Annotated in this window: 14 protein-coding genes; 7 read left to right on the forward strand and 7 right to left on the reverse strand. The window is 61.3% G+C overall.

Features of this window, described 5'->3' with window-relative positions:
- Positions 1-2 precede the first annotated feature (2 nt).
- Both PSCI_RS10930 and PSCI_RS10935 read left to right on the forward strand, forming a co-directional pair.
- Complete coding sequence (locus PSCI_RS10930; protein ID WP_045486342.1) at positions 3-521, forward strand: dihydrofolate reductase; 519 nt, start codon at positions 3-5, stop codon at positions 519-521.
- Between the two features lie 154 nt (positions 522-675).
- Positions 676-1743 (forward strand): phosphorylcholine phosphatase, encoded by a 1068-nt coding sequence (locus tag PSCI_RS10935; RefSeq protein WP_045486345.1) that lies wholly within the window; start codon positions 676-678, stop codon positions 1741-1743.
- 159 nt (positions 1744-1902) lie between these two features.
- Here PSCI_RS10935 and ilvD read toward each other — a convergent pair whose 3' ends face one another.
- Positions 1903-3744, reverse strand: coding sequence for a dihydroxy-acid dehydratase (gene ilvD, locus PSCI_RS10940; protein ID WP_045486348.1), 1842 nt, complete (start codon positions 3742-3744; stop codon positions 1903-1905).
- A 509-nt stretch (positions 3745-4253) separates the two neighbouring features.
- Here ilvD and PSCI_RS10945 point away from each other — a divergent pair.
- Positions 4254-4709 carry a hypothetical protein gene (locus tag PSCI_RS10945; RefSeq protein WP_045486350.1) on the forward strand — a complete coding sequence of 152 codons (456 nt, stop codon included), beginning with the start codon at positions 4254-4256 and terminating at the stop codon, positions 4707-4709.
- 14 nt (positions 4710-4723) lie between these two features.
- Here the strand turns inward: PSCI_RS10945 and PSCI_RS10950 are convergent, their stop codons facing one another.
- Both PSCI_RS10950 and PSCI_RS10955 read right to left on the reverse strand, forming a co-directional pair.
- Complete coding sequence (locus PSCI_RS10950) at positions 4724-5920, reverse strand: class I SAM-dependent rRNA methyltransferase (RefSeq protein ID WP_045486352.1); 1197 nt, start codon at positions 5918-5920, stop codon at positions 4724-4726.
- Positions 5921-5999: 79 nt separating this feature from the next.
- Positions 6000-6536 carry a type 1 glutamine amidotransferase domain-containing protein gene (locus tag PSCI_RS10955; protein ID WP_045486355.1) on the reverse strand — a complete coding sequence of 179 codons (537 nt, stop codon included), beginning with the start codon at positions 6534-6536 and terminating at the stop codon, positions 6000-6002.
- Between the two features lie 260 nt (positions 6537-6796).
- Between PSCI_RS10955 and PSCI_RS10960 the strand changes: the two genes are divergently transcribed.
- The 3 genes from PSCI_RS10960 (at position 6797) to PSCI_RS10970 (ending at position 8872) form a co-directional block, all read left to right on the forward strand.
- Complete coding sequence (locus PSCI_RS10960) at positions 6797-7609, forward strand: HDOD domain-containing protein (protein WP_162484349.1); 813 nt, start codon at positions 6797-6799, stop codon at positions 7607-7609.
- A complete protein-coding gene (gene mutM, locus PSCI_RS10965) occupies positions 7609-8421 on the forward strand; it encodes a bifunctional DNA-formamidopyrimidine glycosylase/DNA-(apurinic or apyrimidinic site) lyase (RefSeq protein WP_045486357.1) in 813 nt (270 codons plus the stop codon). The genes PSCI_RS10960 and mutM overlap by 1 nt, the downstream gene beginning before the upstream one ends.
- Before the next feature lie 109 nt (positions 8422-8530).
- Complete coding sequence (locus PSCI_RS10970; RefSeq protein ID WP_045486360.1) at positions 8531-8872, forward strand: hypothetical protein; 342 nt, start codon at positions 8531-8533, stop codon at positions 8870-8872.
- Between the two features lie 87 nt (positions 8873-8959).
- Here PSCI_RS10970 and ggt read toward each other — a convergent pair whose 3' ends face one another.
- The 4 genes from ggt to PSCI_RS10990 form a co-directional block, all read right to left on the reverse strand.
- Positions 8960-10612 carry a gamma-glutamyltransferase gene (gene ggt / locus PSCI_RS10975; RefSeq protein WP_045494133.1) on the reverse strand — a complete coding sequence of 551 codons (1653 nt, stop codon included), beginning with the start codon at positions 10610-10612 and terminating at the stop codon, positions 8960-8962.
- A gap of 69 nt (positions 10613-10681) precedes the next feature.
- Positions 10682-10933 (reverse strand): YfhL family 4Fe-4S dicluster ferredoxin, encoded by a 252-nt coding sequence (locus PSCI_RS10980; RefSeq protein WP_045486363.1) that lies wholly within the window; start codon positions 10931-10933, stop codon positions 10682-10684.
- 132 nt (positions 10934-11065) lie between these two features.
- On the reverse strand, positions 11066-11548 hold the full coding sequence (gene coaD, locus PSCI_RS10985; RefSeq protein ID WP_045486366.1) for a pantetheine-phosphate adenylyltransferase: 483 nt from the start codon (positions 11546-11548) through the stop codon (positions 11066-11068).
- Between the two features lie 139 nt (positions 11549-11687).
- A complete protein-coding gene (locus tag PSCI_RS10990) occupies positions 11688-13088 on the reverse strand; it encodes a coniferyl aldehyde dehydrogenase (RefSeq protein ID WP_045486369.1) in 1401 nt (466 codons plus the stop codon).
- Positions 13089-13255: 167 nt separating this feature from the next.
- On the opposite strand from PSCI_RS10990, the gene PSCI_RS10995 reads away from it, so the two are divergent.
- A complete protein-coding gene (locus PSCI_RS10995; protein WP_045486372.1) occupies positions 13256-14110 on the forward strand; it encodes a sulfurtransferase in 855 nt (284 codons plus the stop codon).
- Positions 14111-14116: the final 6 nt, after the last annotated feature.

Consider the following 14116-nt stretch of genomic DNA (forward strand, 5'->3'; position numbering starts at 1 on the left):
GTATGAAAAAGCATCTTCCTCTCAGCCTGATCGCCGCCATGGCCGAAAACCGGGTGATCGGCATCGACAACTCCATGCCCTGGCATCTGCCGGGGGACTTTAAATACTTCAAGGCCACGACCCTGGGCAAGCCAGTCATCATGGGGCGCAAGACCTGGGATTCGCTGGGGCGACCCTTGCCTGGCCGGTTGAACCTGGTGGTCAGCCGCCAGCGCGACCTGCACCTCGATGGTGCCGAGGTGTTCAGCTCGCTGGAGGCCGCAATGGAGCGTGCCGAGCAATGGGCGCAAGAGCAGGGCGTGACCGAGGTGATGCTCATCGGCGGCCAGCAGTTATATGCGCAGGGCTTGCCCCACGCAGATCGTCTGTACCTGACCCGCATTGAACTCAGCGTTGAGGGCGATGCCTGGTTCCCGGAGTTCGACACCGCACAATGGCAACGGGTATCGACCCAGCCCAATGCGGCAGAGGGCGACAAGCCGGCTTACCACTTCGATGTCTGGGAACGCCAGGGCACTTAAGTCATCTTTGTGTCATAAAAGTGTCGCTTTCGTGGTCGGTTGTCGCGCATGGCAAAGAGTCTGGCGTGATCGGAATCGAAGCGGTCGCAGCGATGCGCTAGCTGCAATGCAATTTTGTTACGGTCGGCCTCATCTACCACGAAGGGGCACCACGATGAACTTTGCACCACGACTGTTAGCGGCCGCACTTTGCATGGGGTTGGGCCTGGGGCTAAGCCTGCAGGCATCGGCCACGGAACTCAAACACTGGCCAGAACCCGCCGCCAAGGCGCTGGACGCGATGATTGCGGCCAACGCCAACAAAGGCAATTACGCGGTGTTCGACATGGACAACACCAGCTATCGCTTCGACCTCGAAGAGTCACTGCTGCCGTACATGGAAAGCAAAGGCCTGATCACCCGTGACAAGCTCGACCCCTCGCTGAAACTCATCCCCTTCAAAGACACCGCCGAACATAAAGAAAGCCTGTTCAGTTACTACTACCGCCTGTGCGAACTGGACGATATGGTCTGCTACCCGTGGGTGGCCCAGGTGTTCTCAGGCTTTACCCTCAAGGAACTCAAAGGCTACGTCGATGAGCTGATGGCCCTCGACAAGCCGATCCCGGCCACTTATTACGATGGCGACACGGTCAAGACCCTTGAAGTCCAGCGGCCGAAGATCTTTACCGGGCAGACCGAGCTGTACAACAAGCTGATGGAGAACGGCATCGAGGTCTATGTGATGACCGCCGCTTCCGAAGAACTGGTGCGCATGGTCGCCTCCGATCCGAAGTACGGCTACAACGTCAAACCGGAAAACGTCATCGGCGTGACCATGATGCTCAAGGATCGCAAAACCCAGCAACTGACCACCGCGCGCAAACAGATCACCGACAAGCAATATGACCCCAAAGCCAACCTGGATCTGGAATTGACCCCCTACCTGTGGACCCCGGCCACCTGGATGGCGGGCAAACAGGCGGCGATCCTGACCTATATCGACCAGTGGAAAAAACCGGTACTGGTGGCTGGCGATACACCGACCAGCGACGGCTACATGCTGTTTCACGGGGTAGACGTCAACAAGGGCGGCGTACACCTGTGGATCAACCGCAAGGACAAGTACATGACCCAGCTTAACGGCATGATCAAGGCCAATGCCGAAGCTCAGGCCAAAGAAGGGCTGCCGGTAACGGCGGACAAGAACTGGGTGATCGTCAAGCCGGAGGAGATTCAGTAAAAGATTACCCGCTGCCTCGGCGCCGCGCTGCCGCACAGCAAACGCGGAGCCTCGTAGGAGCCGCTTTAGCGGCGAAGATTTCGCGGCTGAAGCCGCTCCTACCCTCGGCAGCATAAAAAAACCGGCGCAATGCACCGGTTTTTTATTTACCGCACCAACTCAGAGACCGTCGAGCAGCGCCTTGTTACGCACCGCACCCTTGTCGGCGCTGGTGGCCAGCAGGGCGTAGGCTTTCAGGGCGGTGGTCACCTTGCGTGGGCGGACTTCGACCGGCTTCCAGCCTTTCTTGTCTTGCTCGACGCGGCGGGCAGCCAGTTCTTCGTCGCTGACCAGCAGGTTGATCGAGCGGTTGGGGATGTCGATCAGGACCTTGTCGCCGTCACGCACCAGGCCGATGGCACCGCCGGATGCTGCTTCAGGCGAAGCGTGGCCGATCGACAGGCCCGAAGTACCGCCCGAGAAGCGGCCGTCGGTGAGCAGGGCGCAGGCTTTGCCCAGACCCTTGGATTTCAGGTAGGAGGTCGGGTAGAGCATTTCTTGCATGCCCGGGCCGCCTTTCGGACCTTCGTAGCGAATGATCACGATATCGCCGGCTTTCACTTCGTCAGCGAGGATGCCGCGCACCGCGCTGTCCTGGCTTTCGAAGATCTTGGCGTTGCCTTCGAAGACATGGATCGACTCGTCCACGCCGGCGGTTTTCACCACGCAGCCGTCCAGGGCGATGTTGCCGTACAGCACGGCCAGGCCGCCTTCTTTGGAGTAGGCGTGCTCGAAGCTGCGGATGCAGCCGTTCTCACGGTCGTCGTCCAGGCTTTCCCAGCGGGTCGACTGGCTGAACGCGGTCTGGGTCGGGATGCCGGCCGGGCCTGCCTTGAAGAAATGATGCACCGCTTCATCGGTGGTCTGGGTGATGTCCCACTTGGCGATGGCTTCTTCCATCGAGCGGCTGTGCACCGTCGGCAGGTCGGTGTGCAGCAGGCCGCCACGGGCCAGCGAACCGAGGATGCTGAAGATGCCGCCGGCGCGGTGCACGTCTTCCATGTGGTACTTCTGGATGTTCGGTGCCACCTTGCACAGCTGCGGCACCACGCGCGACAGGCGATCAATGTCGCGCAGGTCGAAGGCGATCTCGGCTTCCTGAGCCGCTGCCAGCAGGTGCAGGATGGTGTTGGTCGAACCGCCCATGGCGATGTCGAGCATCATCGCGTTCTCGAACGCCTTGAAGTTGGCGATGTTGCGCGGCAATACCGACTCGTCGTTCTCGCCGTAGTAGCGCTTGCACAGCTCGACGATGGTGCGCCCGGCCTGCAGGAACAGCTGCTCGCGGTCGCTGTGGGTCGCCAGGGTCGAACCGTTGCCCGGCAGGGCCAGGCCCAGGGCTTCGGTCAGGCAGTTCATCGAGTTGGCGGTGAACATGCCGGAGCACGAACCGCAGGTCGGACAGGCGCTGCGCTCGTACTCGGCGACTTTTTCGTCACTGGCGGTCGAGTCGGCGGCGATGACCATGGCATCGACCAGGTCCAGACCGTGGCTGGCCAGTTTGGTCTTGCCGGCTTCCATCGGACCGCCGGAAACGAAGATCACCGGGATGTTCAGGCGCAGGGCGGCCATCAGCATGCCGGGGGTGATCTTGTCGCAGTTGGAAATGCACACGATGGCATCGGCGCAGTGCGCGTTGACCATGTACTCGACGGCGTCGGCGATGATCTCGCGGCTCGGCAGCGAGTACAGCATGCCGTCGTGGCCCATGGCGATCCCGTCGTCCACGGCGATGGTGTTGAACTCTTTGGCCACGCCGCCGGCGCGTTCGATTTCACGGGCGACCAGTTGGCCCAGGTCCTTGAGGTGCACATGGCCCGGTACGAACTGGGTGAAGGAGTTGGCGATGGCGATGATCGGCTTTTTGAAGTCGTCATCTTTCATGCCGGTGGCACGCCACAGGGCACGGGCACCGGCCATGTTACGGCCATGGGTGGAAGTCTTGGAACGATAATCAGGCATTGGGGGACTCCGGCAAATCAGGCTAATCAGTCGGACACCTCTAAAAACGGCCTGCGTTGTCATTGCTGCGTTGAAACCGGACTCGGAATGCTCATGTGCTTCAGCACACTGCGCTTCCTTGCCTGTTTCGCCTTGCGCTGACTGCCTCGCCTGCGTTTTCAGAGGTGCCCATCAAGGGGAGTGAGCTTCTAGTGATCCACATGCAAGACGGCATTGATCGCATGCAGGGAAATAACCGAAAGCTACGGGATCACCGTGCACTCGGCCTGAGCTCATAAACCCGCCGGGGGATGACTGGCGATGAATAGCGCCGATTCTACACCGCTCGGGCGTGCTTGGCATGGCGTCTGATCGTCGTGCGGTAAATCATCCTGCGACAAAGCAGTTTTGTTTGTAGGGATTTTCTGAAGTTGCTGTCGAGGGTTTTTCCCTCGTTTATCGTCCCGATAGGATGCCCGCACTGAATGGATCTCGCTGGCGTCGGTCGGCTCAAGTGATGAGGTGAAGAGGTGGGCAGCAAGTTTGTCGCTGTGGTGGGGCTCAAGGTGACGTGTGGCGAATGTCAGAAGCAATTTGTACCTGGCTATAAACAGCAAATCAGGATTTTTGCTCTGGAGCCTATTGCGTGTCCTTCCTGCTGTGCTGAGCAGGTTGCCACTGAAGCGCAGTGCGATGCGATTCGTGCACTGGGAAATCCGATAAGTTCTTTCAGGCCTGTCTTGGCCATTATGGGTATTCTTGGTGGGGGCTTCTTCGCCATGGTGCTTTATCGCCTTTCTACGGACGATCCCATACCGGATGGCGTGGTGATGCTAGGGTTTGTCATTGCGTTGGGTGTTCAGCTGGCTGTCGGTGCGTCCTTCAGGAAAGCTACGGAGGGTTTGAGCATGGACCTGCAGGGCGTAGCGGCTATGGAGTCAAGCGGGGAGAATGCCCCGGATCCTGAAAAAGACCCGGGTAACTGAAGCTGCGTTGTGTATCAGCTGTTAGGCAGCAACCGGCAGGTGATGCTCTTAATGTAGCGCGTCTCGTGAATCGCCGGGTGCACCGGATGGTCCGGGCCCTGGCCGCCGCGCTCAAGGATTTGCATGTTGCGATCCAGATGGCGGGCGCTGGTCAGCAGGATGTTGTGCAGGTCATCTTCAGGCAGGTGCATCGAGCACGAGGCGCTGACCAGGATGCCGTCCTTGCTGAGCAGGCGCATGGCCTGTTCATTCAGGCGACGGTAGGCGCCTTCGCCGTTCTTCAGGTCTTTCTTGCGCTTGATGAAGGCTGGCGGGTCGGCGACGATCACGTCGAAACGCTCTTCGGCGGCCTTGAGTTCTTTCAAGGCTTCGAACACGTCACCTTCGATGCAGGTGACCTTTTCCGCGAAGCCGTTCAGCGCCGCGTTACGCTCTACGCCGTCCAGGGCAAAGGCCGAGGCGTCGACGCAGAATACTTCGCTGGCGCCGAACGCACCGGCCTGGATGCCCCAGCCACCGATGTAGCTGTACAGGTCCAGTACGCGCTTGCCTTTGACGTAGGGTGCCAGGCGCGCGCGGTTCATGCGGTGGTCGTAGAACCAGCCGGTCTTCTGGCCGTCAAGCACCGGTGCTTCGAACTTCACGCCGTTTTCTTCCAGCGCGACCCAGTCAGGTACGGCGCCGTAGACGGTTTCGACGTAGCGGTTCAGCCCTTCGGCGTCGCGGGCGCTGGAATCGTTCTTGAACAGAATGCCGCTGGGCTTGAGCACCTGGACCAGCGCGGCGATCACGTCGTCCTTGTGCTGTTCCATGGTGGCTGAGGCCAGTTGCACGACCAGAATGTGATCGAAGCGGTCTACCACCAGGCCTGGCAGCAAGTCTGAGTCGCCGTAGACCAGACGGTAGAAGGGTTTGTCGAACAGCCGTTCACGCAGCGACAGGGCAACGTTGAGGCGGTGCACCAGCAGCGACTTGTCCAGCGGCAGCTTGATGTCGCGCGACAACAGGCGGGCGCAGATCAGGTTGTTCGGGCTCATGGCCACGATGCCCAGCGGTTTGCCGCTGGCGGCTTCCAGGACGGCCTGGTCACCTGCCGAAAACCTGTTCAGGGGCGTGGCGGCAACGTCGATCTCGTTGCTGTAGACCCACAGGTGACCGGCCCGCAGGCGGCGGTCGGCGTTGGCTTTGAGGCGCAGGCTGGGCAGAGACATCACGTCGCTCCGGAAAAAAGAGCGGGATTATAGCGCGTCACCCCGGTTACCGGCCGGGATGACGTGAATTAATCGACGATCAGGACAAGGCTTTGAGCAACGCCTCGTTGAAGGCCGGGATGTCATTGGGGTCGCGGCTGCTGATCAGGTTGCCGTCGATGACCACCGGTTCATCGACCCAGTCGGCACCGGCATTGTCCAGGTCATCCTTGAGTGTCTTGTAGCTGGTCAGCTTCTTGCCGCGCACCAGGTCAGCGCTGATCAGCAGCCAGCTACCGTGGCAGATCACGGCCAATGGCCTGTTCTGGCCGTTGATCAGGCGTACGATGTGCTGAGCGTCGGGGTCAATGCGGATGGTATCGGAGTTCTGTACTCCGCCCGGCAACACGACGGCGTCGTAGTTTTGTTCGGCGGCCTGTTTGAAGGTGCGGTCGACCTTGAAATCATCGGCCGGCTGGTCATGGTTCCAGCCTTTGACCTGGCCTGACTGGCTGGACAGAATCTCGGTGGCCGCGCCAGCGGCTTCCAGAGCCTGTTGCGGGCCGGTCAGCTCGACCTGTTCGAAACCATCGGTTACCAAAAATGCGACGCGTTTACCCTGCAGGGATGTGGACATGAGGCTCTCCTGAATCGGTGTGCAGACTTGGGGCAGGCCTTGTCAGGCGGGCGGTCGAGACCGCTCGCTGGCTGCCGGTGTCTTTAGTTCCGAAGCATGGCTGGCGGCAAAGTTCAGAATAAATCACCCGTTTTGGTGATGGACCGTTATTGATTAAGGGGGCAAAATCCGATCATGGCCTCGAGTACGTACCTATGCCCCAAGAGCTGACCCCCGAACTGACCCCCGAGCAGATTCAGCAAGCCCTGCAAGGTATCAGCGTGCCTGCGCAGCCGCAGATCCTTGTCGATTTGCAGATGGAGCAGTACATGCCCGATCCTGATCTGGGCACCATCGCCAAACTGATTTCCCAAGACCCGGGGCTTTCCGGGGCTTTGCTTAAAATCGTCAATTCGGCGCATTTCGGGCTGACCAACAAAATTGCGTCCATCGACCGTGCGGTCAACCTGCTCGGCAGTCGTACGGTGATCAACCTCATCAACGCCCAGTCGATCAAGGGCGAGATGAGCGACGAGACCATCGTGACCCTCAACCGCTTCTGGGACACAGCCCAGGACGTGGCGATGACCAGCCTGACCCTGTCCAAGCGCATCGGCTCGCAGACGGTCGACGAGTCCTATGCCCTGGGGCTGTTTCACGATTGCGGCGTGCCGCTGATGCTCAAGCGTTTCCCCGACTACATGCAAGTGCTGGAAAACGCCTACGCCAACGCCAACGAGAGCCACCGGGTGGTGGACACCGAAAACGCCGCGTTCGATACCAACCATGCGGTGGTCGGTTACTACACGGCCAGATCATGGCGGTTGCCCGAACACCTGTGTGCGGCCATCGCCAACCACCACAATGCCCTGGCGATCTTCCAGGACGAATCGAGCCGCAATGCCCCGCTGAAAAACCTGCTGGGGCCGCTGAAGATGGCCGAGCACATCTGCCAGTCCTTCCAGGTGCTGGGCAATCAGGAGGCCGACCACGAGTGGGAAGTGGTCGGCCCGCTGGTCCTCGATTATGTCGGTTTGTCCGAATACGATTTCGAGTACCTCAAAGAAAGCATCCGCGAACTGAGCGGACACTGATGCCTGAATTGCCAGAGGTCGAAACCACCCGCCGCGGTATCGCGCCACATCTGCAAGGTCAGCGGGTCAGCCGGGTGATCGTGCGCGATCACCGCCTGCGCTGGCCGGTGCCGGAAGACCTGGATGTGCGCCTCTCGGGGCAACGCATTGTCGAGGTCGGGCGACGCGCCAAATACTTGTTGATCCAGGCCGAAGTCGGTACGCTGATCAGCCATCTGGGCATGTCCGGTAACCTGCGCCTGGTCGAGGCGGGTCTGCCGGCGCTCAAGCACGAACATGTGGATATCGAGCTGGAGTCGGGGCTGGCGCTGCGCTACACCGACCCAAGGCGCTTTGGCGCCATGCTCTGGAGTCAGGACCCGCACAATCACGAGTTACTGGTGCGCCTGGGGCCGGAGCCGCTGACCGATCTGTTCGATGGCCTGCGCCTGTACGAGAAGTCGCGGGGCAAGTCCATCGCGGTCAAGCCGTTCATCATGGACAACGCGGTGGTGGTCGGGGTCGGCAATATCTACGCCACCGAGGCTTTGTTCGCTGCCGGTATCGACCCGCGCCGTGAGGCGGGCAGCATTTCCAGAGCGCGTTATGTAAAGCTGGCCGTCGAAATCAAGCGTATCCTGGCCTATGCCATCGAGCGTGGCGGCACCACCTTGCGTGATTTCATCGGTGGTGATGGCAAGCCCGGCTATTTCCAGCAGGAGCTGTTCGCCTATGGCCGGGGTGGGCTACCGTGCAAGGTGTGCGGCAGTCTGTTGCGGGAAATCAAACTGGGTCAGCGCGCCACGGTCTTTTGTCCGAAGTGTCAGCGCTGAGCCTGATCTGTTACCGGCCGGAGATTTGTTGCATGACCTTGGGCCTTGCGTAACCGCAGTCGCTGTTTATAGTTAGGCGCATTGCACTTACCCAGCCCAAGGATCCAGCATGAGCCCGTTTCGCATTCTCGCTGCCACTCTGGCCTTGTCCATCGGCCTGCAGGCCATGCCGGCCATGGCCGCGTTTGATCGCCCGGATGCCAGTGGCGACCCGGTCTATGAAATCCAGAACCCGCCGGCTTTTGCCATGATCGGTGACCTGCTGATCGCCCGACCGCTACTGATTGCCGCCACCGTGGCCGGTGCCGGCCTGTTTGTCATCTCCCTGCCATTCACCGCCACCGGCGGCGGCATCGGTCGTGCAGGCAAGGCACTGGTGGTCGATCCGGGCAAGGCTGCCTTCGTGCGCTGTCTGGGCTGCACCGGAGATGGTTACAACAGGCAGGAATGACGGCTGTCGAAACCGGTAGGAGCGGCTTCAGCCGCGAAGGCGTCCCGGCTGCTCCACAAGGCCCGTCTTTGCAAGACAGCGTGAAGATCAATCAAAGACCCTCGCAGCCCCCACGCCACGTGGGTCACTGGCCGCCTCAACGCTGCGTTTTTGCTTGTCCCACAACAGCACCTGCTGGTTGCCGAAGGTGTCGGCGGTCTGCTTGAGGCTGTAGCCGCGGCTCTTTAGCTGTGCCTGGATCTGCGCGCTCAGCGCTCCCGGTTCGAATTCCACCACGTCCGGCAGATATTGGTGGTGATAGCGGGGCTGTGCTGGCCAGGCCGGGACTGGCTGGCCGTCCAGGTACTGCAGCATGGCCAGCAGTACCATGCTCGGAATACGGCTGCCACCCGGTGTGCCGAACGCAGTGAAGGCCTGGGGGCTTTCGATGAAGCTGGGGCTCATGCTCGACAATGGTCGCTTGCCCGCCGCAATCGAATTGGCCTGGCTGCCCGCCAGCCCGTAAGCATTACTGCCTTGCGGGTCGGCGGCAAAGTCATCCATCTCGTCGTTGAGCACCACACCGGTGCCGGGCACGCTAAAGGCTGCGCCGAATGGCAGATTGATCGACAGAGTCGCCGACACCGCATTGCCGGCGCGGTCGAGCACGGCGAAATGGGTGGTGTGATCGCCTTCGCGCCAGGCGGGCGAGGGCGGTAACTCGGCACTTGGGGTCGCATGCTGTGGATCGATGCTGGCGGCCAGGGTTTTCAGGTACTGACGGTCCAGCAACTGCGGGATCGGATTGCTGACGAAATCCGGGTCGCCCAACTGGCCATGGTCACGGTAGGCGCGGCGCAGCACCTCCAGCACGTAATGGATGCGCTGGCTGCCCTGGGCTTCACTCCATGGCAGGTGTTCAAGCATGGTCAGGCTCTGGGCCAGCGCCACGCCGCCGGCGGAGGGCGGCGGGGCGCTGATCAACTCGCGTTGTTGTGCCAGTGGCCAGCGCAGCGGCTGGCGAGTGGCGACCTGGTATTGCTGCAAGTCCTGATGGGTCCAGATACCGCCTGCAGCCTGGACACCGGCGATCAACTGGTGCGCGGTCTCACCGCCATAAAAACCTTCGCGGCCATCGCGGCCCAGGCGCTCCAGGGTCACGGCCAGTTCCGGTTGGCGGATCAGGGTGCCGATACTTGGGATATCACCGTTGTCGAGAAACAGCCGTGCGCTTTCCGGGTCGTCGCGCAAGGCTGACAGGCGCATGCGGGCGCGCTTCTGGTAGATGGGGTCTACTGCAAAACCGCTGTTGGCCAAGGCGATGGCCGGTGCCAATGAGGTCTTGAGCGGCAACTGGCCATAGTGCTCGGCCAGTTCCACCAGTGCAGCGGGCAAACCCGGAATCGCAGCGGCCAGTGCACCGTTGAGCGACAGCTGGGCCTGCACCTTGCCGTCGCGCTGATACAGATCGTAAGTGGCTTGGAGTGGCGCCTTTTCCCGTGCATCGATAAACCGATACTGCGGCTGATCACCCCCCTCGCGCAGCAGGAAGAAGCCGCCGCCGCCAAGACCGGAGCCATACGGCTCGACGACCGCCAGGGCGGCACTGACTGCCACGGCGGCATCGAAGGCATTGCCGCCTGCCGCCAGAATTCGCTGACCGGCCTCGGTCGCTTGGGCGTGAGGGCTGGCGATGGCCGCCTGGTCTGGCAGCGGCGCGGCCTGAGCCAGTGGCGCAAGCAGAACGCAGAACGCGAACAGAGCGCCGAACAGGCCGGAACGTCTTCGATCAGGATTCAACAACAGGCATTCCTTGCCAAGCAATGATGGTCAGGCTTTACCGGTGATGAGCCGGTATTTGGTCATCAGCTCGTCTTTACTTTCGACCCGGTTTTCATCCAGCGGGATGCAATCGACCGGGCAGACTTGCTGGCATTGCGGCTCGTCGTAGTGGCCCACGCACTCGGTGCACAGGTTGGGGTCGATCACGTAGATTTCTTCGCCCTGGGAAATCGCTTCGTTCGGGCACTCTGGTTCGCAGACGTCGCAGTTGATGCAATCGTCAGTGATGATAAGGGACATGAAACACTCCTGCCGCGGGTCGCATCCGGGCATATGAAAGCCAATGCGGCGAATTGTGCCGCATTAGGCTCCAGGATGCACCTTGAGGTTTCTAGGGTTATTACCTGAAAGTGCTGCAGCAGGCTGTCGCTTTCAATTGCTCTTGAACCGCTCGGTCAGCGCATTGGCCACGGCCGGGTGGACGAACTTGGTGATATCGCCACCCAAAGCGGCGATTTCCCGGACCAGGGTCGAAGAGATGAACGAGTAACGCTCCGACGGAGTCAGGAACAGGCTTTCCACGTCCGGGGCCAGTTGTCGGTTCATGTTGGCCAGCTGGAATTCGTACTCGAAGTCTGACACCGCACGCAGGCCGCGCAGCAGAATATTGGCATTCTGCTCCTTGGCCAGTTGCGCCAGCAGGGTCGAGAAGCCGATGACTTCGACATTGGGCAGATGGGCGGTTACTTCCCTGGCCAGCTCAACCCGTTGCTCGAGCGGGAACAACGGGTTCTTCTTGGGGCTGGCCGCCACGGCAATGATCACATGATCGAACAGGCGCGAGGCGCGTTCGACCAGATCGCCGTGGCCCTTGGTAATCGGGTCGAAGGTGCCTGGATACAACACTCGGTTCATCGCGTCGTCCTGTCAGGAGTCCGTTGAGGGACTGGGATGGTATCGCAGCCGCGCCCATCGGGCCAAGCGGCAGCCTTGCGACATCAGTCGTAAAGGGCCGATTATCGGACATTGGCGCCGATCGGCCAACGTTGCGCTGTCAGCGAATAAACAGCCACTGGATCAGCCGCTGCAGGGTTTTGCCGTACGGCGGGTAAATGAGCCGTGTGGTGTTCAGGCGCGGCTTGATCAGCACGCTCTTGGCTTTGCTGAAGGTCAGAAAACCTTCGCGGCCATGGTAATGGCCCATCCCCGAAGGGCCGATGCCGCCGAACGGCAGGTCGTCCACCGCGACATGTTGCAAGGTGTCGTTGATGCACACCCCGCCTGAGTGGGTGCGCTCCAGCACCTGTCGCTGCTCGTGTTTGTCGTAGCCAAAGAAATACAGGGCCAGTGGCCGTGGGCGCTGGTTGATCCAGCCCAGCGCCTGTTCCAGGGTGTCGTAAGGCAATACCGGCAACAGCGGCCCGAAGATCTCTTCCTGCATTACCTGCATGCTGTCGTCGACATCCAGCAGCAGTGTCAACGGCATTTGGCCGTCCTGACCCTGCGGTTGCAGGACGATTGCCTGGGCGCCTTTGCCGATGGCGTCATCCACATAATGCTGCAGGCGACGGCGCTGGCGTTGATTGATGATGTGCGTGCTGTCGCGGTTGCGGGTCGGCTCCGGGTAGAAGCCTTGGACTGTGTGGCGCAAGGCTTCGACCAGGCCGTCGAGGCGTTCCCGGGGCACCAGCACGTAATCCGGGGCCACACAGGTTTGCCCGGCGTTGAGGGTCTTGCCGAAGGCCAGCCGTTGCGCGGCATCCGCTAGCGGCACGTCACGAGACACAATGGCCGGCGACTTGCCGCCCAGTTCCAGGGTCACCGGGGTCAGGTGCTCGGCAGCGGCCCGCATCACCTGCTTGCCTATGCCGGTTGCGCCGGTGAATAGCAAGTGGTCGAACGGCAGTCGGGAAAACGCCATGCCGACCTCGACTTCACCCAGCACCACGCACACCAGGTCTTGCGGGAAAATCTGCGCCAGCATCTGCTTGAGCAACTGACCGGTGGCGGGGGTCGACTCGCTGAGTTTGAGCATCACCCGGTTGCCGGCTGCCAGGGCTCCGGTCAGCGGGCCGATAGCCAGAAACAACGGGTAGTTCCACGGCACGATGATGCCAACCACCCCCAGCGGCTGGTACATGACCTTCGCCGATGCCGGCTGGAAGGCCAGCCCGACGTGGCGTCGCGAGGGTTTCATCCAGCCCTTCAGGCGCCGCCTTGCATCGCGGATGCCCATCAGGCTGGGCAGCAGTTCGGCCAGCAGGGTTTCATCGGCACTGCGATGGCCGAAATCCGTACTGATTGCCGTCACCAGTGCCTGGCGCTGCGCCTTGAGCTGCTGCGCCAACTCACGCAACCACGCCTGGCGCTGCGCAACTGATGGCATCGGGTTGGCCGCAAAGGCCTGGCGCTGGAGAGAAAAGGCGGCGTCCAGCCGTTGCTGCGTGTCGCTCATGGCAGATCCTTGGGGTATGAACCGGGGCCACTCTACAATGCCTGCCGATCAACTGCATAAGCGGCATGTCTACCAAAGGCCAGTCGACGGCGTGCCTGCTCACGGCCTATGCTCGACAAATAGATGTCGCCTGATTATTCGATTGTCTGTCTGCAGGAGTTCGTTTTATGCCTCTCGCGCAACTGATCAGCCCCCGGGAACTGGCCGCCAGGCTGGAGGAGCCAGGGCTGGTGATTCTCGATTGCCGTTTTGCTCTGGAAGATGCCGACTACGGGCAGCGCAGCTATGCCCAGGGCCATATCGAGCGCTCTTGGTTCGCCGATCTGGAGCGCGACCTCAGTGGCCCGGTGAGCAAGGGCAAGACCGGCCGTCATCCACTGCCCGAGCCCCGCGCACTGGTCGAGCGGTTGCGCAGTTGGGGCATCAACAACGACAGCACGGTGGTGCTTTACGATGACGGCCCCGGCGCTTTTGCCGCCAGAGCCTGGTGGCTGCTGGCCTGGCTGGGCAAGCGCGACGGCGTGTATTTGCTCGATGGTGGCCTCAAGACCTGGCATGCGGCAGGCCTGCCACTGAGCCTTGATCCGGCCGGTAACGAGCCAGGTCATTTCAATGGCGAACCGGACAATTCACTGGTGTTGAGCGCCGAACGCCTGCAAAAGCGTCTCGGGCGGCCAACCCTGAGCCTGATCGATGCACGTGCTGAACCGCGCTTTCGTGGTGAAGTCGAGCCGATTGATCCGGTGGCAGGGCACATCCCCGGCGCGCAATGCCTGGCGTTTACCGAGAACCTTGGCGCCGATGGCTGCTTTTTGCCGGCCGAAAAGCTGCGCGAGCGCTTTGCCGCCGCCCTGCAGGACCGCCCTCCCAGCGAGCTGGTGGCCTACTGCGGCTCAGGCGTGACGGCCTGTCATAACCTGTTTGCCATGGCGCTGGCCGGTTACCCGTTGGGCGCCCTGTATGCCGGCTCGTGGAGTGAGTGGATTACCGACCCCAAGCGCGAAATCGCCACCGGCGGCTGAGGCCGG

The sequence above is a fragment of the Pseudomonas sp. StFLB209 genome (assembly GCF_000829415.1).
Taxonomy (GTDB): Bacteria; Pseudomonadota; Gammaproteobacteria; order Pseudomonadales; family Pseudomonadaceae; genus Aquipseudomonas.

Bases quoted from the DNA above. Each gene is read 5' to 3' on its own strand.
- PSCI_RS10990 (WP_045486369.1), bottom strand. From the start codon at position 13,088: ATGAGCGACACGCAGCAACGGCTGGACGCCGCCTTTTCTCTCCAGCGC.
- mutM (WP_045486357.1), top strand. From the start codon at position 7,609: ATGCCTGAATTGCCAGAGGTCGAAACCACCCGCCGCGGTATCGCGCCA.
- PSCI_RS10995 (WP_045486372.1), top strand. From the start codon at position 13,256: ATGCCTCTCGCGCAACTGATCAGCCCCCGGGAACTGGCCGCCAGGCTG.
- PSCI_RS10935 (WP_045486345.1), top strand. From the start codon at position 676: ATGAACTTTGCACCACGACTGTTAGCGGCCGCACTTTGCATGGGGTTG.
- PSCI_RS10970 (WP_045486360.1), top strand. From the start codon at position 8,531: ATGAGCCCGTTTCGCATTCTCGCTGCCACTCTGGCCTTGTCCATCGGC.
- coaD (WP_045486366.1), bottom strand. From the start codon at position 11,548: ATGAACCGAGTGTTGTATCCAGGCACCTTCGACCCGATTACCAAGGGC.
- PSCI_RS10950 (WP_045486352.1), bottom strand. From the start codon at position 5,920: ATGTCTCTGCCCAGCCTGCGCCTCAAAGCCAACGCCGACCGCCGCCTG.
- PSCI_RS10930 (WP_045486342.1), top strand. From the start codon at position 3: ATGAAAAAGCATCTTCCTCTCAGCCTGATCGCCGCCATGGCCGAAAAC.
- PSCI_RS10955 (WP_045486355.1), bottom strand. From the start codon at position 6,536: ATGTCCACATCCCTGCAGGGTAAACGCGTCGCATTTTTGGTAACCGAT.
- ilvD (WP_045486348.1), bottom strand. From the start codon at position 3,744: ATGCCTGATTATCGTTCCAAGACTTCCACCCATGGCCGTAACATGGCC.
- PSCI_RS10980 (WP_045486363.1), bottom strand. From the start codon at position 10,933: ATGTCCCTTATCATCACTGACGATTGCATCAACTGCGACGTCTGCGAA.